The organism is Peptoniphilus harei (genome assembly GCF_900454685.1).
GTDB lineage: Bacteria > Bacillota > Clostridia > Tissierellales > Peptoniphilaceae > Peptoniphilus_A > Peptoniphilus_A harei.
Map to the genome: position 1 here is coordinate 55,579 of NZ_UATM01000032.1, position 22,465 is coordinate 78,043.

A 22,465-nucleotide genomic window follows, 5' to 3' on the forward strand; every position below is an offset into this window, starting at 1 on the left:
AAGCTTAAAATTTTTCACCTATCTAAATGAATTTATTTTTTATAAATTATATTTTTCTCTAGTCAAAAGTGAATTAATTTCTATGACTTCACTTTTATTTATCAAAGAGTAATTCCTCCGTTTTAATTTTTTCAAATTAATTTTTATTTTCTATAAATTAATCTTCCTCTTTCAATAAATTTTTCTAAATTACAAGCCCACAAACAATCCGAAGACATTTTTATTATTTAATTTCTTATTTTAATCAATTTAATAGTTTTCTACAACAAAAAAAGACTGCCGAAGCAGTCTTCAAATTGTAGACAATCCTAGTGATATTTTCTAGATTTGTTGTATCTTTAATTTATTAAAAGTCCCTTAATTTATTCAAAGTTAAATCCTTATTAGAATCCAATTTATATAGTAACATTGCTAATTTTTTCATATATATATGCATACAAATGTAAGAGATAAGATTCAACTTTATCTAATAATAAAAATGTTAAAAATTTTATAATATAAAAAATTATCTAGCCCATTGTTTTCTCTTTAGTTTGAACTTTCATTATTATATAATAGTAGGTTTTCTTTCATAATCTATTTTGTTTTATAAAAATTTTTCCAATTAAATTAAATCTAAAATACCTCTTATGTCCTTTATGACATAATCTGCCCCTGCTTCTTTGAAAGAATTCTCTACTCTATTTATTTCTCTTTGCCTTTCATCTTCTGATAAAGCTTCATATTCTTCTTGCGAAAGACCCATAATAGAGCTTCCTTCAATTACACCAACAGAAATAAGTCCTGCGTTCTTTCCTTCTTTTATGTCTGAAATCGTGTCTCCTACTTTTATTACATTTTTTACAGAAGATATTTCAAGTTTCTCCAAATTTCTGAAAATCATATAGGGATAAGGTCTGCCAAAATTATTTACACCATTGGGGCTAATCCAAAAATCTGGCTTATATCCTTTTTTGCTTGCAATTGGAAGTACTATACTCATCATTTCGTCTGTATAGCCAGTTGTTGATCCTATTTTTATTCCCTTTTCTCTTAGTTTTTCTACTGTCTCTAAAAGACCTGGCTTTAATTCTACAAAATTTGGTAAAATCTCTAAAGTTTTCCTTTCCATGACTGAATAAATTTTTTCAACATCATCTTCAGTCCATGGCCTAGCATGTTTTTCTTGCCATAAACTATTTATTCTTTCCATACCAAGCATAGTTCTAATATGGTCTATTTTTAACATTCCCATTGGTTTTCTAACTTCTTCAATACTTGGCTCTATGTCATATTGTTTGAAAGCTTCTATAAAGGACTCAACTGGTGCAAAACATCCGTAATCAATTGTAGTACCTGCCCAATCAAAAATTACTAATTCTATTTGTTTCATTATTTACTCCTATTTGATTCTAAAAACTCTTTAAATATACTTACGACCTTTAAAATATCTTCTCTGTAAATTTCGCCAATGTTTCCTATTCTAAAAGTGTCAGCTTCAGTTACCTTTCCAGGATAAATTGCATATCCTCTTTCCTTTATAAAGTCATACATATCTTGGAAATTAAAATTGCTGTCTTTCGGATAAAAGAAGGTAGTAATAATTGGTCCTTGATGTTTTGAATCAATATAAGTTTCTATTCCAAGCTCTCTCATCTTTTCAATTAATAGTTTATTGTTTTCTCTGTATCTCTTTGCTCTTTCTGGAATGCCGCCTTCTTCTTGCAACTCCTTTAAAGCTTTGTAAAATGCAAGGACGACATGAGTGGGTGAAGTAAATCTCCACTTCCCATCAATTTCCATAGTTTTCCATTGTTCATATAAGTTTAGTGATAAAGTTCTTGCCTTTTCCTTACTTTTTTCAAGTTCATCTCTTTTACAAATTATGAAGGAAAATCCAGGGACGCCTTGAATACATTTGTTGGCACTACTAACTAAAAAATCTATCCTAAGATCTTCAACGTCAATGTCAACTCCAGCAAAGCTGGACATGGCATCTACTATAAAAACTTTTCCTGCTTCCTTTACAACTTTTGCAACTGCTTCAATGTCATTTAAAATTCCAGAAGTTGTTTCGCTGTGAATCATGGATACATGAGTAATTTTAGAGTCATCTTTTAAAATCTTTTCAATTTTTTCAGCAGATGGTATTTTGTCATAGTCTTCCTTATAAATTACATAAGGAATTTTATTTAATTTTGCAATTTCTTCCATCCTATTTCCATAAGCACCATTTGCTGCAATTAAGAGTTTGTCCTCTTCACCAACAACACTCGATAAAACTGATTCAACTCCAAAAGTTCCACTTCCTTGCATTAAAACTACTGTATAATTACTTTTATCTGCATGAGCAAGTCTTAAAAGTTCATTTCTAATTTCTTGAGTAATTTTTTTGTAGTCATCATCCCAAGTGCAGTGGTCCACCATCATTTCTTTCTTTACCGTCTCTGTTGTAGTCAAGGGACCTGGTGTCAATAATTTATATGTTTTCATCTCTACATCTCCTAAATAATTTTATTTACATTCTTCTGAAATATTTTGATGCTTTTTCAATAAGTCAACAGTAAGTGCCTCTGAGAATAATTTTGGGTTACCTGATTTATTTTTTTCATCAACCTTTTCTCCCTCATAAAGAGCAATTGGATAAGTTTTTAAAAGTTCTTCTCTACCATTTTTAATAACACATTCTGCCATTTTCATAGCTTCAGGATTTGATTTTTCTCCCTTGTCAATTACTGCAACTGATTCTGTAAGAGTAAAGTTACCTTCACTTGGGTCTACAAAATCAATTGGAAGTCCTTCTTCTTTATCTCTAACTGCTTGGTGTCTTAAACCAAATCCAAGAGCAACTTCTCCTGCACGAACTTTTTTAATAGGTCCTGAGCCTGACTCCTCAATATGTGCTCCTGCATTTTCATAAATTTTTTTTAGTGTTTCTCTTGTTCCATCTTCACCATACTCATTTATTAGGGCTTGGATTAAAAGCCAAGCAGTTGATGAACTGTTAATATCTGTTACAGAAATCATATCCTTATATTCAGTCTTTGCTAAATCTTTTATAGACGTAGGTATAGTTAAATTATTTTCTTTTACTGCTTCTGTATTGTAAATTATTGCACCTTCTTGTGCTGTAATTGGTGTGTAATAAGATGGATATTTATCCAGCGTACCAGTTTCAAAATCTAAATCTTTAAACATTTTATTTTCTTCTTGGGCACTGTCAATATAAAAAGAGCTCATTGTTATTAAATCTGCTTCTATATTAGAGCCTTCTGCCAAAATTTTCCCTCCAAGTTCAGAAGTTCCAAAAGTTTGAATAATGTATTTATCCTTGTATCCATTGTTGTCTAATGCATTTTGCATTGCCACAACAGCTTCATCGTCTGCATTTGTGTATAAAACAACCTTGTTATCATCTGCTGCTTTATTTTTTCCACATCCCGTTAAAAATACTGGTAATAATAAAATTAATACTAATCCTATAATTGAAATATTTTTATTTTTTTCATTGTTAATCTCCTTTTTATAAACTTAATTATTTTTTCTACTCAAAAATTTAGCTAATACTTGAAAAACTACCTTAGCAATTAAATTTGTAAATAAAATTAATAGTGACAAGACAAAAATTTCATTAAACTTTGCAAAGTGTTGCAATTCTTTTATTTTTGTTGTTATTACCATAGTCCTTGCTCCTGCAAGAAATATTACCGCACTTACTGTGACCATGGCATTTATAAAATAATAACTGAAAACTTCCACAAGGGAAGGGAGAGCATTGGGAGTTATTATTCTAACCATTGTCTTAATCCAATTGTCTCCCATTAATTTTGCTGTTTTTTCCCATGATAAATTCATCTTTGAGAGAGAGTTTTTCATCATCATATAAGGCGTTGCAAAAAAGTGTACTAGGTTACATAAGATGATAATGGCAAAAGTATTCTGTAGCGATGTGCCTGTAAAGGCTAACATAAAAGCTATACCAAGAACCATGCCAGGTACTGTGTTTGTGACAGATGCAATACTTTCAATAACACTTCTTGCTTTATTCGAAATAGTAGATCTATCAGTTACAAGAGCTGAACCATAAACCATAATTGTTCCCAAGATAGAAGTTAATATGGCAACAAATAGTGAATTTTTATAAACCATTGAAAGGGATGAGTTCCCTAAAACTTTTTTTATATTGTCTAATGTAAAAGTCATATTATAAGGCCAACCTTTTACAAGGGGAACTATAAAAATTACTGCGAAAACTGCCAAAACTATTAAAATTATTAAAGCTGACACTAGACCACAAATAATATCACGCAAAGTATTCTTTTCGTTGTCCATATTCAATATTCTGTTGTACCTAACATTAAAACGATCCAAATATTTTATTACTAAAAAACTTATAACTGATGGCAAGAGCATAATGATTGCAACTACTGCACCATTATTAAAATTAGGCACACTGCCTAGCATCTCTGTGTACAAAATAGAAGCAATAACTTCAACTTTTCCACCTACTGAAGCAGGAATTCCAAAATCTGTGAAACTTAAAAAGAAACATTGTATGAAGGAAACTGCTAGAGTACCTATTAAGGGTCTTAATATTGTTTCAACGAAAGTTATAAGTGGTTTATCTCCCATAACTTTTGAGACTATAGAAAACTTTTTGTCAATATAAATCATGGTGTTATTTATAAGCATAAAGGAAGTGGGAAGAGTGTAAATAATGTATCCAATTAAAAGTCCCTTTATACCATATACATCAAAAGCTTGTCTTCCAAAAAGTCTTGTATACAGTCCTTGTTTCCCAAAAGAATAAATTATAGCAAAACCATAAGTGATTGTAGGTAAAAGCATTGGCAGTAATGCAAAAACTCTTATAAATTTCTTAAACGTTAAATTTATATTGGTGAAGTTAATTGTATAAGCCACGATAAATGCAAGAATAGTCGTTATTAAAGCACCGAGAGCAGATATTAAAAAACTATTTTTTAAAGCTTCTCCAAATCCCTTGCCCGAAAATACTTCCACATAATTTGCAAAGCTAAAAACATCTTTAGTCTCAAATGATTTTATTAAGATTAAAAGCAATGGATAAAATAGAAAGACTAGAAATACTAGAATAACTCCTGCCCAAATCACCCAATTCTCAGTGTTTTTTTCTTTAGCCATGTCATACCACCTTTAAAAAGGGATTGCTCTCATTTTCTTTTTGAAAAAGACTGAAAATATTATCTTTCTTTATCTCCAATTGTTTTAAAATAAATTCTTTAACAAAATCATTTGCTGGTTCATTAATTATTTCTTTAGGACGAGCATATTGTGATATTTGACCTTCATTAATAATTAAAACTTTGTCTGAAAGCGTAAGAGCTTCCTCTGGATCATGAGTAACTATAATTGTTGTTAAGTTATATTCCTTGGCAATAGTTTTAATCCTACCTTTTATAGACTCTTTAATAACTCCATCTAATGCACTTAAAGGCTCATCAAGTAGTAAAATTTTTGGTTTCATAACCATTGTCCTTGCCAAGGCAACTCTTTGCTTTTGTCCACCAGATAATTGGTGTATTTTTTTATTCAGGTGTTCTTCAAGTCCTAATAGTTTTATTAAATCATCAACTTCTTCTTTAGTAGAAATATTAGGATTATTTCTAAGTCCGTAGCATATGTTTTTATAAGCATTTAAGTGTGGAAATAGTGCATAGTCTTGAAAAACTATATTAAATCCTCTGTCTTCCATGGGAGTTCTAGTTAAGTCTTCACCATCGTAAATAATATTTCCACTTTCAACATCAATTAGACCTAAAATAATATTTAGTAGCGTAGTTTTTCCACCACCTGAAGGTCCAAGGATAGAAACAATTTCTCCCTTTTCAATCTCAAGGTTGATATTTTTTAGAACCTCAACACCGTCAAAGGACTTACTAATATTTTTTAATTGCAGCATTAATTAATTCCTTTCAAATTTAAATTTAATAATTGTTTTTTTCTCAACTTCTTTTTTGCACCTAAATATTAACGAGTATAGCTCTAAATACGATAAATAAACCGTAAAAAATCAGTAAAAAAAGACAGGATCTCTCCTGTCTTCTTGTAAAAATTCTACTAAATTTCATAAATTTTATTTCTAACTGTTCTTGAATTTTTATCTAAAATTTTTGTGTAACCATGATAATCAGTTAGAAGAACTCCCATATAGAGCATATCAACAATTGCAAGTTGCGATGACCTAGAAAAAATTGCATCTCCATATAAAAATTGGTCTGTACTTGTACAAATCTTGACATCTGCATACTTAAGAATTGGAGCATCCTCAAAGTTAGTAATAACTATTGTTTGTGCTCCAGATATTTTCGCTTTTTTCATAACTTCAACAGTGTTTCTAGAACTTCCTGAATAAGAAATTCCAATCGCAAGATCTCCTTTTTTTAGACTTCCTGAACTGATATTTTGCAAATAATAATCATCGTAAGTTCGACAAGGAAGACCTAAGTATAAAAATTTTGTCAAAAGATCTGTAACAGTGCAGAGTGAATTTTCAACTCCATAAACAACAATATTATTTGCCCCTGTAATTAAATCAATAGCTTTGACAAACTCCTTTAAGGACAAACCTTTTATTACCTCTTTTAAAACATGGACCGTAGTTCCAATAACTTTTGAAGGAACATCTGTCAAAAGGTCATCCTCTCCAATAGAAAATCCGTAAAGTGGATTAATCTTCTCATCTTCCATCTTTTTTCTAATTTTATCTTCTACAATTGCACTTTTTAATTCTTTAAAACCTTCATAGCCCATGCCCCTTGCAAATCTTAAAACTGTGGGCTGACTTACACTTGCCTTTGATGCGACTTCAGTCAAAGTAAGCTTTTCCAACTCATCTTCACATTGAAGAAGAAAGTCAGCAACTTTTTTTCTCTGATGGCCTTAAGTTTCTATAATTTCTCGTGATTTCCCATTCCAATAAATTCATGATTTATCTCCTTTTTGTAGTAATTCTACATAACTTTAATAATTTCAAAAGAAATTAACTTTAAAAAACTCATAAAATTTCAAATAATATTTCAAAAAATTTTAAATTTTATATTAAAACTGTATTAAAAGTAATTTTATCACACTAAACTCAGATGGTATTTAAATTTCTTGTAAAGTCTACATTAATATGTAGTAAAAAAACATAGTGATTTGTTTTATTATAGACCTTAAAACAAAAAAAGACTGCCGAAGCAGTCTTAATTTTCTCTTTTCAGAGTGAAGATTGGTATAATTTTATTATTAATCTTAGGAGTTATGGGGTTCCCAAAATCAAAGTAATTTTTGTTAAATGACATTAACTATCATTAACTGTCTTTATTATAGTATAGGATTTGAAATTTGTAAAGGGTTTTTGATAAAATTTATCAAAATTATTTTATGATAATTTATTTAAAATTATTTGCTCTATTCTCCATGACTTTTGAATTTTTGTGACCCTATAATTTCTTGTAACTTATGATTTTTTTAACTTTATTTTTATAACTTTTAAAATAACTACAAACTCATATATTTTTAAGGCTTTCTAGATAATTAGAAGTTCAGGTATTTTTATAAATTCAAAATAATTGCAAGTTTATATGTTTTTATAACTTTATAAATTTTTATAAAATCACTTTTTCCCATGACTTATTAAATTTCTATGACTTCCCAAATTATTATGAAGTCTCACTTTTTCATAAGATCATAAATTTTTATTAAGCATCATTTTTTCATAAGATCATAAAACTTTATTAAGTCCAATTTTTTTGTAAGATCCTATTTTTTTATCAGGTCTAAATTTTGTGTAACCCCTTAAATATTTATAAAGTCACAATATTCTACAACTTTTAATTTTGGGCATAAAAAATGCACCCAAGGAGGTGGGTGCAAGGGGATTCCGGTAATTGTGATATTAAGGAAAAAAAGCTGGTAAACTATAAGGGATTCTTAATATTTATTTCACAATTAACTTATACTTAGTATATAATAAAAGTACCACAAAATAAATTAATAAAAATTTGTATAAATCACAAAATATATTTGATAGGAGGAAATATGAATTTCGAAAGTATTTACTACTTCACAGAACTTGCAAAGACCTTAAACATGAATGAAACCGGAGAAAAACTCTACATTTCACAACAAACTCTTTCAAATCATATAAAAAGACTGGAAGAATATTATGGGACAAAATTCTTTTTTAGAAAACCTAGACTGATGCTGACACCTATTGGAGAAGAGTACCTGGCCTATGCAGAGAAACTCCTCACAAGTGAGGCTGATATGATAAACAAGATCAGGGACCTAGAAAGCGAAGAGATGGGTAAACTCATGCTAGGTGCCTCTTCCCCTCGTGCTGATATGTTCATACCATCTATTATAGAAAAATTTACTGAGGAATTCCCCCAAGTTGGTCTTGTCCTCCACGAAAAGCAATCTCATGAACTTGAAGAGATGTGTCTTGAAAACAAACTAGACCTTGCCATTTCCATTGACGAAAACAATCAAAATGAAAATTTAAAATCTAGTCTTCTCTTAGATGAGAAACTTTATCTTTGTGTCAGTGACAGGCTCCTAAAAAAATATTTTAAAAATCTTGAAGACTTAAAGGAAAAATCAATTGATAACTTAGATTTAAGGGACTTTGACGAGGTTCCCTTCCTCCTTTACACCCAGGACAATAGGATTAGGAGCCTTATAAATCAAAGCTTTAAGGAAGCTGGGGTAAGGCCAAATGATTATATAGAGACTGGCTATTCTAGAATTGCCCTTTCAATTTGCAACAAGGCAATAGCTGCTGTCTTCATTTCTCAAATGAATATCAAGAGGTGGATGGACGAGTTTGAAGATGACATCAATATCTTCCCACTATACTCCAAGGGCAAGCCTGTAAGCCTTGGCATCTACGCCATAAAAAATAAAAACCGATATATCACTAAGTACGCCAAGAGGTTTGTAGAACTCTTGGAAGAATATTTTAATTCTTTTCATGCAGAAAAATTAGAAAGAATTGCAAAAAAATAAAGCAAGAGTGGCACCAGATGGTGTCACTTTTACTTTATAAAAATTTTTTATTTAAAATTTTATAAGCTATCTTTAGACCTTAGAAATTATTTCCAAATTCTTGTCTAAACCTATTAAATAATTCTTCTTGTCTTCTTGCTCTCACTTCTTCTTGGGCAGTTCTTTCCCTTACTTGTTCCCTTATATCTTTTTGGGCCTCCTTATCATTTTCTATGGAGTAATCAGTAAAAGTTGCTTCAGCTGTCATCTTTTTGCCCTGCCTAATATACTCAACCTCTACCTTGTCGCCAACTTGGTATTTGTAGAGAATTGACTTCAATGCGTTGTTATCAGACACTTGGTCCTTGCCAATTCTTGTCACAATATCTCCTGCTTCAAGTCCAGCAGTTGCTGCAGGTGATCCATCGTAAACCTTATAGACAAAGATTCCCTTGTCAACAGGTGACTTTTGATTTAAAACTTGAGATGCTACATCCACATTCATTGTAAGCATACCCATAGACATTTCCTTGTAAGATCCTGTTTCAATAACTTGTTTTATAATTGGCTTAATAAAGTTAATAGGAATTGAAAATCCAAGTCCCTCTGCTGATTGAACCTTGACTGTGTTGATTCCAATTACTTCTCCTTCGGCATTTAGAAGGGCTCCACCAGAGTTACCACCATTTATTGATGCATCAGTTTGGATAAGCCCAGTCATATAGCCTCCACCACTTACTGCCCCAACATACCTGTCAAGTCCAGAGATGATACCTTGGGTTACAGTTTGAGAAAACTGCAATGATATTGGGTTACCAATGGCTATGGCAGTATCCCCTATTGAAAGGGCATCAGAGTCACCAAGGCTTGCCACATTTAACTTCTTGTCTGTGTTAATTTTTACAATGGCAAGGTCAATCATCTCGTCTGCCCAAATTGTCTTGCCTTGAATATCCTCTTCATTGTTTAGTCTAACTGTCACGTCCTTTACTACCTGGTTGTTTAACTTAACAACGTGGGCATTAGTAAGGATATAACCCTTTGGATCAACTATTACACCAGAACCCACACCTTGGACTTCAACTTGTCCAAAGAAGGATTGTTGAACTCCCTTAGTTGTTATACCAACTACAGAGGACATGGACTTCTTGGCAACGGCTGAAGCCACTGTCATATTGTCCTTGGCAGAAATAGTTATATTTGAATCGCTATTTGTGGTTTTACTTTCTCCCTGTGGCAAGAGCTTGTAAGTTGTTATTGCTGAACCAACAATTCCTCCAATTAGAGAAAAAACTAGGGCAATTATTATTACAATCTTACCCATACCAGGGTTTTTATTTAAATTCTTCTTCATACTTTCCTCCTATACGAAAATTTATGACTTTATCTTAGTATGAATTTGTGAAAGATAAATGAATTTATAATAAAAGCTTTATGATTTTGCTTTTTCATTTTTTGTTTTGATCTTTTTTATCTCAGTTAATGATTTTTTAGAAATCAGAACTCAAAAAAAAGAGACCCCTAAGGATCTCTTTAAATATTTTTAGTTTTCGAAAGCTGGTATAACTGCTCCCTTAAATGTTTCTTCTATAAATGTCTTAGCTTCTTCAGAGTTAAGAACCTTTAAGAATTTTTGGAATTTTTCCTTGTCAGCGTCTTCTTTTCTAATTGCAACTAAGTTTGCATATGGTGAATCCTTAGATTCTAAGAAGATTGAGTCCTTAGTTGGGTCAAGTCCTTGTCCAATAGCAAAGTTGGAGTTAATAACTGCTGCTCCTGAATCTTTATAAACTTGTGCAATTGAAGGTGCATCCATTGCTGTGAACTTTAAGTTCTTAGGATTTTCTGCTATATCTTTTTCTGTTGAGTTAAGATTTGTCTTGTCCTTTAACTTAATTAGTCCTGCATCTTCAAGTAGGATTAAGGCTCTTGCACCGTTACTTGGGTCGTTAGGGATGATAATTTCTGCGCCATCTTCGATTTCATCAACTGACTTATACTTTTCTGAATATAAAGCCATTGGTTCAATGTGAACGTAACCTAGGACGTCAAGATTGTCAATGTTTCTTTCTTCTGTAAAGCTGTCAAGATAAGGTTTATGTTGGAAGTAGTTGGCATCAAGGTCGCCTGCTTCTAGTTGAAGGTTTGGTTGGATGTAGTCATCGAAGTTTACGACTTCTACATCAAGTCCTTCTTTTTCAAATTCTGGCTTTAGACCTTCAATGATTTCTCCATGAGGTGTAGGTGATACACCAATAACAATCTTGTTGTCTCCATCTGCTGGAGCTTCTGCCTTTGCGTCATCTTTCTTTGCACCGCCACATCCTGTTAGGGCAAGTGATAGGACCACTGATCCTAGTAAAAATAATTTTTTAAAATTTTTCATATATATCCTCCTCTAAAAAAAATTATTACTTAATTAATATTAAAATGTTGGAAGCACTGCTCCCTTGAAAGTATCTTCAATATATTTTCTACTTTCTTCTGATTGTAAAATTTCTACAACTTTCTTATAAATTTCCTTGTTTTCTTCGCCAGATCTTGCTGCCACAATGTTTGCATAAGGTGAATCCTTTGCTTCTGTGATTATCGCATCCTTTGGATCTAGCCCATTTGCTATGGCAAAGTTTGGATTTATAAAAGCAAGGTCTGCATCTTGGTAAACTCTTGGAATATTTTGTGCATCAACTGCTGTAAATTTTAAATTCTTTGGATTTTCAACTATATCAACTTCAGTTGAGTTTAAGTTGTCCTTGTCTTTTAACTTTATAAGTCCTTCTTTATCAAGAATTAATAAGGCTCTTGCTCCATTTGTTGGGTCATTGGGAATTATAATTTCTCCACCATCTTCAAGGTCTTTTATGTCCTTTATCTTTGATGAAAATCCAAGAAGGGGTGTGATAAATATTTTTGAATCTTCTAGGGAAACTATATTTGTCTTCCTGTCCTCATTAAAGCTGTCGAGGTAGGGTTGGTGTTGGTAAAAGTTTAGGTCTAAGTCTCCTGATTCAAGTTGTAGGTTTGGTTGCACATAGTCTGAAAAAACTACTAGGTCAAGGTCAATGCCTGCTTTTTCAAATTCTGGCTCAAGGGCCTTTATGAGTTCTCCATGGGGAGTTTCCGATGCCCCTATTGTAACCTTAGTTTTTTCTCCTGCCTCTGAGCTTTTTTCTTCTACTTTGTTGTCTTTTCCACAAGCTGTTAAAACTGCAATAAGTCCAATTAGTGTCAATAAAATTTTTGTCTTCTTCATCTTTTTTCTCCTTGTTGTCAAATATTATGTCTTTTTTCTTCTTTTTTCTTTCTCTTCTCTTATTTTCTCTTGTCTATCTTCTTAGTCAAAAAGTTACCAACAAATTGAACTATTTGAACCAAGATTATAATAACTACTACTGCTGACCAAAGGATTAGGGGCTCATTTCTTTGGTAACCATACCTATTTGCCACATCTCCTAGGCCTCCTCCTCCCATGACACCAGCCATAGCAGAGTAACCAATTACGTTAATTATTGTCATTGTAATTCCTGTCACTATCATTGGCATTGCCTCTGGTATAAGGACCTTAAAGATTATTTCCCTCTTAGATGATCCCATGGACTTGGCTGCCTCGATGATGCCTGAGTCAACTTGGATAAAGTAACCTTCCATTAGCCTTGCAACAAAGGGTGCTGCTGAAACTGAAAGGGGAATTATCATTGCTGCAGTTCCGTAGGACTTTCCAACAATTAGTCTTGATAGTGGGAATACAACTATCATCAAGATTACGAAGGGAAAGGACCTTAGGATATTTATTATTCCATCTAGGATTGAGTAAACTTTTACTGATTCTGTAAGTCCTCCAGGTCTTGTTGTTGTTAAAATTATTCCCAGTGGAAGACCAATTAAGAGGGCAATTATTGTCGAAGCAATTACCATTATTAAAGTTTGTGGAATTGCTGGTAAAACTATATCAATTATCCTATCCATTTAAAGCACCTCCACAATTACATTATTTTCTTTTAAGAATTCAATGGCCCTTGCCCTTTCATCATCCTTACCTAGGATTTGAACTGTAAGGTAACCAACATTTGCTGCATTTAGCTTGTTTATATTTCCAGATAAAATTGAAAAGTCTATATCAAACTTCTTGACACATTGGGAAAGAATTGGCTTGTCGTAGTTGTTGTCTGCATAGGAAAGTCTCAAGACGTCTCCCTTATAGTCGCTGGCTCTCACATAGCCTTCTTCCACATCATCTTCAAGATTTTTAATAAAGGATCTTGTAACTGCAGTTTTTGGATTTGTGAAGAGTTCCTTTGTGGTGTTCTCTTCAATAATTTTTCCTGCTTCCATTACTGCTATCCTGTCACAAATTTCCTTGGCTACCTCCATTTGATGGGTGATCATTATAACTGTCATGTCAAATTCTTCTACAATTCTCTTTAGAAGATTTAAGACTGACTTTGTGTTTGCCGGATCAAGGGCTGATGTTCCTTCATCTGAAAGTAGGATTGATGGGTTTGTGGCAATGGATCTTGCTATTGCCACTCTTTGCTTTTGACCACCAGACAATTCTGCTGGATAAGAATCCTTCTTATCTTTAAGATCAATAAATTTTAAGAGCTCGTCCACCCTTTTTGATATGTCTTCCCTAGACACTCCAGAAATTTCTAGAGGGTAGGCAATATTTTCTGCCACAGTCTTTTGCATGAATAAGTTGAAATACTGGAAGATCATTCCAATATCCTTTCTAGCTGCCCTAAGTTCCTTTTCATTTAGGCCAATAATAGATTTTCCATCAACTAGGATTTCTCCTGAGCTTGGTTCTTCCAACCTATTAATACATCTAACAAGGGTTGACTTGCCGGCACCAGATAAACCAATTACACCGTAAATCTCTCCCCGATTGACCTTGAAAGAAACATCGTTTAAGGCTCTAAAACTTCTATCTCCAGTTTTAAATTCTTTAACTAAGTTTTTTACTTCAATCATTTTTCCTCCAAAACAATAAAAAAAGAGCTTCCATCCATAAGGACGAAAGCTCGTGTTACCACCTTAATTTATCACTTTCTCACGAAAGCAACCTCTTCAAGTACTATCATACTCTACTTCTGTAACGGGAAGACCCGTAAATACCTAATATCAGTATTTCCTAGAGAAGGCCATGTTCACAAAAAATCTTTCTACTTCTTTCACCAAAACGAAGCTCTCTTTAATCAAAATTTTAAGTTACTCTTCTTCTCAAAAGTTTATTTTTGAATTACTTATGATTATATTAGCTTATATTTTAAAAGTCAAGCATGTTTTTTATTTTATTTTTAAATTTTTCATATCTTCTTCAACTGTTGAGTTTCCAGCAATTCCAAAATTTTCAACTAGAACATCTACAACATTTGAAGATAAAAATGCAGGAAGAGTTGGTCCAAGGTGAATATTTTTTACACCTAATGATAGAAGTGCAAGTAAAACAATTACTGCTTTTTGTTCGTACCATGCAATATTATAGGCAATTGGAAGATCATTTACACTTTCAACTCCAAATGCATCAACTAATGCTAGAGCAATTTGAATTAATGAGTAAGAATCATTACATTGTCCTGCGTCTAATACTCCTGGAATTCCATTAATATCTCCAAGATTTAATTTGTTGTATCTGTATTTTGCACAACCAGCAGTTAAAATTACAGCAGATTCTGGCAATTCTTCTGCAAATTCTGTGTAGTAATTTCTTTCATTCATTCTTCCATCGCAGCCAGCCATTACAACAAATTTTGTAATATCACCATTATTTACAGCTTCAATAACTTTATCAGCAAGCTCTAATACTTGAGAGTGCGCAAATCCACCAACTATTTCTCCCTTTTCAATTTCTTCTGGAGACTTGCAAGTCTTTGCCATTTCAATTACTTCTGAGAAATCTTTGTGTCCATTTTCATCTTCTTCTATATAAGTGCATCCTGGATATCCTGCTGCGCCAGTTGTAAATAATTTATCTTTATAAGAATCCTTAGGTGGAACTATACAGTTTGTTGTCATAAGGATTGGTCCATTAAAGGACTCAAACTCATCTCTTTGCTTCCACCAAGCATTACCATAATTACCAACAAAGTTTTCATATTTTTTAAACTTTGGATAGTAGTTTGCAGGTAACATTTCTGAGTGAGTGTAAATATCCACACCAGAATCTTTTGCTTGTTCTAAAAGCATTTCAAAGTCTTTTAAGTCGTGACCTGAAACTAGTATACCTGGATTATTTCTAACACCAATATTTACATTTGAAACTTCTGGGTTTCCATAAGTTCCTGTATTTGCAGAATCAAGAGTTGCCATTGCCTTATATCCCATTTCACCAGTTTTAAGTGTTAATGAAACTAATTCATCAACAGTTTTTTCTGTTAGAAGTTCTGCCATTGTATTTAAAATAAAGTTATTTACTTCTTCACTTTCAAATCCTAAAACTTTTGCATGTCTTGCATATGCAGCCATACCCTTTAAACCATAAGTAACAAGTTCTTTTAAACTTCTAATATCTTCATTATCTTCTACTAAAATAGAAACTTCACCTGAATTTATTTTTCTTTCGATTTCAGAAAATTCTTCAGTTGACCACATAGCAGCTTCACTGTATTCTTTATCTTCTCTTAAAGAATTCATAAGCTTAATAGTTTCTTCAATTCTCTCTTTTATTGCAATATCATCAAAGTTTGCATTTGTAATTGTTGTAAATAAATTTAAAACAACTCTATCTACTGCTTCTTTATTTTCTTTTCCACTTTTTACAACTATTTCAGAAAGTCCCTTTGATGTCCAAATTAAAAAGTCTTGTAAATTTGCAACAACTGCAGATTTTCCACATACTCCTCTTTTAGTACAACCAGTGTTTTTAAATGTTTCTTGACATTGAAAACAAAACATATCCATGATCTTCATCCTCTCTCTTTAAATTATTCCTATAAATTCATTACTTCTAAATATATTTTAATAAATAAAGATGAATTTTTCTGTTGCAAATGCAACAATATAAAAATAAAAGAGACTCCCTCTCGGGAGTCTCAATTGGTGTATATTAATGAGGAATCACTAAAAGTGATTAATAATCTAAATAAATTAGATTATTTTCCGTCATTAGCAATAATTTGGTCAATTTTTTCATAAAGCTTGTTTAGCTTATCCTTATCATCAACTGAACCTACACTTGCATCTCCTACTATCTTTCCATCTCTATTAATTAATAGAGTTGTTGGGAAGGCAGTTAAGTTCTTGAGGTAAGCATCGATTTCTTCAGAAGGTTTAACAGCAAGGTTAGTGTATTTTACTCCCTTAGCCTCTAAGATTTTTTCTGCTTCAGCCTTAATTTCTTTATTTTCATAAGTGTCAAGGCAAATTGACATAACCTTAACATTTTTATCCTTTAAGTCTTCACTAATTTTTTGTAGGCCTGGCATTTCATCAATACAACCCTTACAACCTGTAAACCAAATACTCAAAATAGTTACAGGATGGTCTTTAAATACATCACTACTTACTGGATTTCCTTCAAAATCTACTGCATCAAACTTTGGAAAAGTATCTCCACCAGAAAGTTCAGTAGTTTCTTGTGACTTACTTGAGCAAGCCGTCATTGACACTAATAGGATCATGAGAACAAACAATTTACTTATCTTTTTAAAAATTTTATTCATAACTTACTCCTTCATTGGTCTTAGGTTTATTAATTGACGTGGATATAGCTGATGTTGGACAAGCCCTTAGGCAGTCACCGCATCTTATACATTCTAGGGCATTTTGATTTGTGGACATATCAACATCCATCTTGCAAACTCTCTTACACTTGCCACAAGAAATGCATGAATCGTCCACATGATATTTATAAAATGAAAATTTATTAGTTATAGCGTAAAAAGCTCCAAGGGGGCAAATATATTTACAGAAGGGCCTGTAGAAAAATATTGACATTAAAACTGTAACAGCAAGTATAGCAAATTTTAAAATAAATAAATTTCCCAAGGCTCCCCTTATAGATTTATTAGCAAGTGAAAGAGGGATTCCACCTTCCAATATTCCCTGTGGACAGATGTACTGGCAGAAATATGGAGAAGCTCCACCAAGTTCATCAGTTAAAAATACTCCAAAAAGCCAGACTACAAAAATTAAAATAAAATACTTTAAGTATTTTAAAAAAGAAAATTTTCTTGTAGAGATTTTTTTTGTAGGAATCTTGTAAAGGAGATCCTGAAAAAATCCAAAGGGACACATAAATCCACAGATAAGTCTTCCAAATAAGGTTCCAAATAAAAGCATTAGTCCCGTCACATAGTAGGCAAAATTAAATTTTGACGAGCCAACAAGTGCTTGAAAGGAACCTATTGGACAAGAAAAGGCAGCTCCAGGGCATGAATAACAATTTAGTCCCGGAACGCAAAGGTTCTTAGTCTTACCTGTATATATTGTTCCTTTAAAAAAGTTTGGAATATGTAAATTTGTAAGAAGGGCAAAAGTCCCTTGAAATAAGTTTCGTTTTTTACCAATATTTTTTAGAAGATTTATTAAACTAACCAATTCCAACACACTCCAAGCAAATTCTTATGGCTTTGGATAGGACAGTATCCACTTCATGCCTATAAGCTCCATAAATTATGAAGGCAATAGACAAAAGTAGCATAAGATAGGATAATTTTTTTTCTGCAAAATCCCTCATGTTTTCACCTCACAAGTAGTATAGCATTTTAGATGTAAAGATAAAGTTAAGAAACCTTTATTTAATGAAATTTTTCAAAAAAAAAGCTGTGAAAATTAATTCACAGCTAGTATGGTGACCCATGCGCGATTCGAACGCGCGACACCTTGATTAAAAGTCAAGTGCTCTACCGACTGAGCTAATGGGTCTTATTCAGTTTCAATAAAAAATCTGTGTTAACCACAGATTAAAAAATGGCGGAGAGGAAGGGATTCGAACCCTTGTGGGCTTGCACCCTAACGGTTTTCAAGACCGCCCCGTTATGACCACTTCGGTACCTCTCCACAAATATAAAATTTAAAAATGGTGACCCATGCGCGATTCGAACGCGCGACACCTTGATTAAAAGTCAAGTGCTCTACCGACTGAGCTAATGGGTCTCACTTGGCTGGGGTGGCAGGACTCGAACCTACGCATGCCAGAGTCAAAGTCTGGTGCCTTACCGACTTGGCTACACCCCAATAATTGATTGGCGCACCTAGGAGGATTCGAACCCCCGGCACACGGATTAGAAGTCCGTTGCTCTATCCTACTGAGCTATAGGTGCTTATATGGAGCGGGTGAAGGGAATCGAACCCTCGCAACCAGCTTGGAAGGCTGGGGCTCTACCACTGAGCTACACCCGCATAAATAATTTTTTATAAAATTTTTGGTGGAGGAGAGTGGATTTGAACCACTGAAAGTTAAACTAACGGATTTACAGTCCGTCCCCTTTGGCCAACTCGGGAACTCCTCCATGTAAGTCCCTAATAATAAGCTTTTTTGGAGCTGGTGGGAGGACTTGAACCCCTAACCTACTGATTACAAGTCAGTTGCTCTACCAATTGAGCTACACCAGCATCTCACTTATTAAAAATAACTTGAAATTTTAATTGGCGACCTGGATCGGGTTCGAACCGACGACCTCCAGCGTGACAGGCTGGCATTCTAACCAACTGAACTACCAGGCCCAATTTTGGTGGACACAATAGGGCTCGAACCTATGACCCCCTGCTTGTAAGGCAGATGCTCTCCCAACTGAGCTATGCGTCCATCTGGTGACCCTGCCGGGAATCGAACCCGGGATACCACCGTGAAAGGGTGGTGTCTTAACCGCTTGACCACAGGGCCTAATATGGTTGCGGTTTATGTATAACAAAAACCGTTATTTTGAAAATGGTAGCGGCGAAGAGATTTGAACTCCTGACACTACGGGTATGAACCGTATGCTCTAGCCAACTGAGCTACGCCGCCATATTTTTATGGTAGCGGGAGAAGGATTTGAACCTCCGACCTTCGGGTTATGAGCCCGACGAGCTACCATGCTGCTCCATCCCGCGTCATTTGTACCCGGCTACTATTTCTTTTGGTGCCGAGAATCGGAATCGAACCGATACGGTGTTTAACCACCGCAGGATTTTAAGTCCTGTGCGTCTGCCAGTTCCGCCACCCCGGCTTGTTTTTTAAATGGCTCTCAGGGTGGGACTCGAACCCACAGCCTACCGGTTAACAGCCGGTTGCTCCACCATTGAGCTACCTAAGACTATTGGGGACTTTTGTCCCTTACTGGCGATAACTTACTCTCCCAGGTCGTTGCCAACCAAGTACCATCAGCGGACTAATGCTTAACTTCTGTGTTCGGTATGGGTACAGGTGTGTCCATTGTCCTATTCTCACCAGATTAACTTAAAAACTAATCTTACCTTAAATCTTTGGTCAAGTCTTCGACCTATTAGTACTCGCTAGCTGAATGTATTGCTACACTTACACCTTGAGCCTATCTACCTCATTTTCTTCAAGGGGTCTTATCTTTCGAGGGAAATCTCATCTCGAGGGGGGCTTCGGGCTTAGATGCCTTCAGCTCTTATCCCTTCCAAACTTAGCTTCCCAGCTATGCACTTGGCAGTACAACTGGTGCACCAGAGGTTTGTCCATCCCGGTCCTCTCGTACTAAGGACAGCTCCTCTCAAATTTCCTACGCCCACGACGGATAGGGACCGAACTGTCTCGCGACGTTCTGAACCCAGCTCGCGTGCCTCTTTAATGGGCGAACAGCCCAACCCTTGGGACCTACTTCAGCCCCAGGATGAGACGAGCCGACATCGAGGTGCCAAACCTCCCCGTCGATGTGGACTCTTGGGGGAGATAAGCCTGTTATCCCCGGGGTAGCTTTTATCCGTTGAGCGATGGCCCTTCCACTCGGTACCACCGGATCACTAAGTCCTGCTTTCGCATCTGCTCGACTTGTTGGTCTCGCAGTTAAGCTCCCTTCTGCCTTTATACTCTGCGCACGATTTCCATCCGTGCTGAGGGAACCTTTGAACGCCTCCGTTACTCTTTCGGAGGCGACCGCCCCAGTCAAACTGTCCAACTGAGAGTGTCCCTTCCCCAGATTCATGGGGTTAGGTTAGAATTCTAGCATTAAAAGAGTGGTATCCCAACGGTGACTCCCAAGATACTGGCGTACCTTATTCTCTGTCTCCCACCTATTCTGTACATTTAATCCCAAAATTCAATCTCAGCCTACAGTAAAGCTCCACGGGGTCTTTCCGTCCTGTCGTGGGTAAGCGGCATCTTTACCGCTACTACAATTTCACCGGATCCTTTGTTGAGACAGTGCCCAAATCGTTACACCTTTCGTGCGGGTCGGAACTTACCCGACAAGGAATTTCGCTACCTTAGGACCGTTATAGTTACGGCCGCCGTTTACTGGGGCTTCAGTTCTAAGCTTCGCTTACGCTAACTTTTTCCCTTAACCTTCCAGCACCGGGCAGGTGTCAGCTCCTATACTTCGTCTTTCGACTTAGCAGAAACTTGTGTTTTTGGTAAACAGTCGCTTGGGCCTTTTCACTGCGGCCCCCTGTTACAGGGGCTCCCCTTCTCCCGAAGTTACGGGGTCATTTTGCCGAGTTCCTTAACAAAGGTTTTTCCGCTCGTCTTAGGATTCTCTCCTCACCTACCTGTGTCGGTTTACGGTACGGGCGATACTTCTCTAGTAGTGGCTTTTCTTGGCAGTGTGGAGTCATAAGCTTCTCTACTTGTTTTCGATCCGCATTACGCTTCAGACTTCTCGGAAAGCGGATTTGCCTACTTTCCATCCTTTGCGCTTGCACGCCTCACCAACTGGGCGCTCTTATTATCCTTCTGCGTCCCCACTTCCTTTAATGATTGTATCGGTACAGGAATTTCCACCTGTTGTCCATCGACTACGCTTTTCAGCCTCGCCTTAGGTCCCGACTTACCCTGAGTGGACGAGCCTTGCTCAGGAATCCTTGGGTTTTCGACGGGTGAGATTCTCACTCACCTCTCGCTACTCATGCCAGCATTCTCTCTTGTATGATGTCCACAGTGCCTTACGGCTTCTGCTTCGTCCTTCATACATTGCTCCTCTACCAACGTTATACGTTCCATAGCTTCGGTATATAGTTTAGCCCCGGTTATCTTCGGCGCAGAGTCACTTGACTAGTGAGCTATTACGCACTCTTTAAATGAGTGGCTGCTTCTAAGCCAACATCCTAGTTGTCTCAGTAACTCCACATCCTTTCCCACTTAACTATAATTTTGGGACCTTAGCTGATGGTCTGGGCTCTTTCCCTTTCGACTATGAAGCTCATCCCACATAGTCTGACTCCCTAGTGCATGATATGGTATTCGGAGTTTGATAGGTCTTGGTAACATATGCATGCCCCTTGACCAATCAGTGCTCTACCCCCTTTTCATGTCTTACTAGAGGCTAGCCCTAAAGCTATTTCGAGGAGAACCAGCTATCTCCGTGTTCGTTTGGCTTTTCACCCCTATCCACAAGTCATCCGATAACTTTTAAACGTTACCCGGTTCGAGCCTCCATTGAATTTTACTTCAACTTCACTCTGCTCATGGATAGATCACACGGTTTCGGGTCTACAACCACTAACTTCCGCCCTATTTAGACTCGCTTTCGCTTCGGCTCCGCATCTTTAATGCTTAACCTCGCTAGTAATCGTAACTCGCTGGCCCGTTCTACAAAAAGTACACGATCGTGGTGTTAAACCACTTTCGCTGCTTGTAAACACTAGGTTTCAGATTCTATTTCACTCCCCTCACGGGGTTCTTTTCACCTTTCCCTCACGGTACTTGTTCGCTATCGGTCACCAAGTAGTATTTAGCCTTAGGGGGTGGTCCCCCCATATTCCCACTGAATTTCTCGTGTTCCGTGGTACTCTTTTGTGTCGGATATCTTCGCTTTCGCCTACAGGACTCTTACCTTCTTTGGTTAATCTTCCCAGATTATTTGGCTGGCTATTGTCTCTTTATACACATCGGGCTCTTCCCCGTTCGCTCGCCGCTACTTAGGGAATCGAGTTTTCTTTCTTTTCCTCAGGTTACTTAGATGTTTCAGTTCACCTGGTTCGCCTCCTATAGTTATGAATTGGCTATAGGATACCTCTTACGAGGTGGGTTTCCCCATTCGGATATCTACGGGTCATAAGATATTTGCTCCTCTCCGTAGCTTTTCGCAGCTTGTCGCGTCCTTCTTCGCCTCTTGGTGCCTAGGCATTCACCTAGTGCTCTTTTTAACTTGACCTTTGTTAATAAACATTTCTGTTTATTTCCAGTTTAATTGTTTTGTTTAAGAAATTTTGATTAGTTTTTAAGTTGTTATGGTTCAAAACTTAGCATAAACTAAGTTATGGTGGACCTGGGTGGACTCGAACCACCGACCTCACGCTTATCAGGCGTGCGCTCTAACCAGCTGAGCTACAGGTCCATATATATAATTAAAATAGTGTGAAGATTTAT

General features: G+C 35.5%; 16 protein-coding genes, 16 tRNA genes, 2 rRNA genes and 1 pseudogene. 1 reads left to right on the plus strand and 34 read right to left on the minus strand.

What is annotated here, in order from left to right:
- Positions 1 to 604: 604 nt before the first annotated feature.
- The 7 genes and pseudogenes from phnX to DRZ96_RS11580 form a co-directional block, all read right to left on the minus strand.
- Positions 605 to 1,372: a phosphonoacetaldehyde hydrolase gene (gene phnX / locus DRZ96_RS01660; RefSeq protein ID WP_112889335.1), complete on the minus strand. Its 768-nt coding sequence runs from the start codon at positions 1,370 to 1,372 to the stop codon at positions 605 to 607.
- Positions 1,372 to 2,472 (minus strand): 2-aminoethylphosphonate--pyruvate transaminase, encoded by a 1,101-nt coding sequence (phnW, locus tag DRZ96_RS01665; RefSeq protein WP_112889336.1) that lies wholly within the window; start codon positions 2,470 to 2,472, stop codon positions 1,372 to 1,374. The genes phnX and phnW overlap by 1 nt, the downstream gene beginning before the upstream one ends.
- Positions 2,473 to 2,493: 21 nt before the next feature.
- On the minus strand, positions 2,494 to 3,342 hold the full coding sequence (locus DRZ96_RS10685; RefSeq protein WP_218563576.1) for an ABC transporter substrate-binding protein: 849 nt from the start codon (positions 3,340 to 3,342) through the stop codon (positions 2,494 to 2,496).
- A gap of 168 nt (positions 3,343 to 3,510) precedes the next feature.
- On the minus strand, positions 3,511 to 5,142 hold the full coding sequence (locus DRZ96_RS10690) for an ABC transporter permease subunit (protein WP_218563577.1): 1,632 nt from the start codon (positions 5,140 to 5,142) through the stop codon (positions 3,511 to 3,513).
- Position 5,143: 1 nt separating this feature from the next.
- Positions 5,144 to 5,920: an ABC transporter ATP-binding protein gene (locus DRZ96_RS01675; RefSeq protein ID WP_112889337.1), complete on the minus strand. Its 777-nt coding sequence runs from the start codon at positions 5,918 to 5,920 to the stop codon at positions 5,144 to 5,146.
- 158 nt (positions 5,921 to 6,078) lie between these two features.
- Positions 6,079 to 6,708, minus strand: a complete 630-nt coding sequence (locus DRZ96_RS01680) for a MurR/RpiR family transcriptional regulator (RefSeq protein ID WP_256584867.1) — start codon at positions 6,706 to 6,708, stop codon at positions 6,079 to 6,081.
- Positions 6,709 to 6,738: 30 nt separating this feature from the next.
- Positions 6,739 to 6,876, minus strand: a pseudogene (locus DRZ96_RS11580) (hypothetical protein); the annotation flags it as partial.
- A 1,167-nt stretch (positions 6,877 to 8,043) separates the two neighbouring features.
- Here DRZ96_RS11580 and DRZ96_RS01685 point away from each other — a divergent pair.
- Complete coding sequence (locus DRZ96_RS01685; RefSeq protein ID WP_112889338.1) at positions 8,044 to 9,012, plus strand: LysR family transcriptional regulator; 969 nt, start codon at positions 8,044 to 8,046, stop codon at positions 9,010 to 9,012.
- Positions 9,013 to 9,091: 79 nt separating this feature from the next.
- On the opposite strand, the gene DRZ96_RS01690 is transcribed toward DRZ96_RS01685, so the two are convergent.
- The 27 genes from DRZ96_RS01690 to DRZ96_RS01815 all read right to left on the minus strand — a co-directional run bounded on the left by DRZ96_RS01690 (position 9,092) and on the right by DRZ96_RS01815 (position 22,433).
- Entirely contained in the window at positions 9,092 to 10,345 is a 1,254-nt protein-coding gene (locus DRZ96_RS01690) for a S1C family serine protease (RefSeq protein WP_112889339.1), read from the minus strand.
- 189 nt (positions 10,346 to 10,534) lie between these two features.
- Positions 10,535 to 11,377, minus strand: a complete 843-nt coding sequence (locus tag DRZ96_RS01695) for a MetQ/NlpA family ABC transporter substrate-binding protein (RefSeq protein WP_112889340.1) — start codon at positions 11,375 to 11,377, stop codon at positions 10,535 to 10,537.
- Between the two features lie 39 nt (positions 11,378 to 11,416).
- The gene (locus tag DRZ96_RS01700) at positions 11,417 to 12,244 is read right to left on the minus strand and encodes a MetQ/NlpA family ABC transporter substrate-binding protein (protein ID WP_112889341.1); all 828 of its coding nucleotides are present in this window, start codon (positions 12,242 to 12,244) and stop codon (positions 11,417 to 11,419) included.
- Positions 12,245 to 12,303: 59 nt separating this feature from the next.
- On the minus strand, positions 12,304 to 12,957 hold the full coding sequence (locus tag DRZ96_RS01705) for a methionine ABC transporter permease (RefSeq protein WP_112889342.1): 654 nt from the start codon (positions 12,955 to 12,957) through the stop codon (positions 12,304 to 12,306).
- Positions 12,958 to 13,962 carry a methionine ABC transporter ATP-binding protein gene (locus tag DRZ96_RS01710; RefSeq protein ID WP_112889343.1) on the minus strand — a complete coding sequence of 335 codons (1,005 nt, stop codon included), beginning with the start codon at positions 13,960 to 13,962 and terminating at the stop codon, positions 12,958 to 12,960. It lies immediately after the preceding gene.
- A gap of 315 nt (positions 13,963 to 14,277) precedes the next feature.
- The gene (gene hcp, locus DRZ96_RS01715) at positions 14,278 to 15,885 is read right to left on the minus strand and encodes a hydroxylamine reductase (protein ID WP_201621267.1); all 1,608 of its coding nucleotides are present in this window, start codon (positions 15,883 to 15,885) and stop codon (positions 14,278 to 14,280) included.
- 197 nt (positions 15,886 to 16,082) lie between these two features.
- Positions 16,083 to 16,652, minus strand: coding sequence for a TlpA family protein disulfide reductase (locus DRZ96_RS01720; RefSeq protein ID WP_112889344.1), 570 nt, complete (start codon positions 16,650 to 16,652; stop codon positions 16,083 to 16,085).
- A complete protein-coding gene (locus DRZ96_RS01725; RefSeq protein ID WP_112889345.1) occupies positions 16,645 to 17,529 on the minus strand; it encodes a 4Fe-4S binding protein in 885 nt (294 codons plus the stop codon). Before DRZ96_RS01725 ends, DRZ96_RS01720 begins: the two co-directional genes overlap by 8 nt.
- Positions 17,522 to 17,668 (minus strand): CD1871A family CXXC motif-containing protein, encoded by a 147-nt coding sequence (locus DRZ96_RS10490; RefSeq protein ID WP_164753355.1) that lies wholly within the window; start codon positions 17,666 to 17,668, stop codon positions 17,522 to 17,524. The genes DRZ96_RS01725 and DRZ96_RS10490 overlap by 8 nt, the downstream gene beginning before the upstream one ends.
- 112 nt (positions 17,669 to 17,780) lie before the next feature.
- A tRNA-Lys gene (locus DRZ96_RS01730) sits at positions 17,781 to 17,856 on the minus strand.
- A gap of 46 nt (positions 17,857 to 17,902) precedes the next feature.
- Positions 17,903 to 17,991, minus strand: a tRNA-Ser gene (locus DRZ96_RS01735).
- 20 nt (positions 17,992 to 18,011) lie between these two features.
- Positions 18,012 to 18,087: transfer RNA gene (locus DRZ96_RS01740), tRNA-Lys, on the minus strand.
- Between the two features lie 5 nt (positions 18,088 to 18,092).
- Positions 18,093 to 18,168, minus strand: a tRNA-Gln gene (locus tag DRZ96_RS01745).
- 9 nt (positions 18,169 to 18,177) lie between these two features.
- Positions 18,178 to 18,254 (minus strand) — tRNA-Arg (locus DRZ96_RS01750).
- 5 nt (positions 18,255 to 18,259) lie between these two features.
- Positions 18,260 to 18,333: transfer RNA gene (locus tag DRZ96_RS01755), tRNA-Gly, on the minus strand.
- 24 nt (positions 18,334 to 18,357) lie between these two features.
- Positions 18,358 to 18,443, minus strand: a tRNA-Tyr gene (locus DRZ96_RS01760).
- A gap of 27 nt (positions 18,444 to 18,470) precedes the next feature.
- Positions 18,471 to 18,546, minus strand: a tRNA-Thr gene (locus tag DRZ96_RS01765).
- Positions 18,547 to 18,580: 34 nt separating this feature from the next.
- A tRNA-Asp gene (locus DRZ96_RS01770) sits at positions 18,581 to 18,657 on the minus strand.
- Between the two features lie 6 nt (positions 18,658 to 18,663).
- Positions 18,664 to 18,739, minus strand: a tRNA-Val gene (locus tag DRZ96_RS01775).
- Positions 18,740 to 18,742: 3 nt separating this feature from the next.
- A tRNA-Glu gene (locus DRZ96_RS01780) sits at positions 18,743 to 18,817 on the minus strand.
- Between the two features lie 46 nt (positions 18,818 to 18,863).
- Positions 18,864 to 18,940 (minus strand) — tRNA-Met (locus DRZ96_RS01785).
- A 9-nt stretch (positions 18,941 to 18,949) separates the two neighbouring features.
- A tRNA-Met gene (locus tag DRZ96_RS01790) sits at positions 18,950 to 19,026 on the minus strand.
- A gap of 27 nt (positions 19,027 to 19,053) precedes the next feature.
- Positions 19,054 to 19,142: transfer RNA gene (locus DRZ96_RS01795), tRNA-Leu, on the minus strand.
- A 12-nt stretch (positions 19,143 to 19,154) separates the two neighbouring features.
- Positions 19,155 to 19,229 (minus strand) — tRNA-Asn (locus DRZ96_RS01800).
- A 21-nt stretch (positions 19,230 to 19,250) separates the two neighbouring features.
- A 5S ribosomal RNA gene (gene rrf / locus DRZ96_RS01805) occupies positions 19,251 to 19,367 on the minus strand.
- 31 nt (positions 19,368 to 19,398) lie between these two features.
- Positions 19,399 to 22,250: ribosomal RNA gene (locus tag DRZ96_RS01810) — 23S ribosomal RNA — on the minus strand.
- A 106-nt stretch (positions 22,251 to 22,356) separates the two neighbouring features.
- A tRNA-Ile gene (locus DRZ96_RS01815) sits at positions 22,357 to 22,433 on the minus strand.
- Between the last annotated feature and the right edge of the window lie 32 nt (positions 22,434 to 22,465).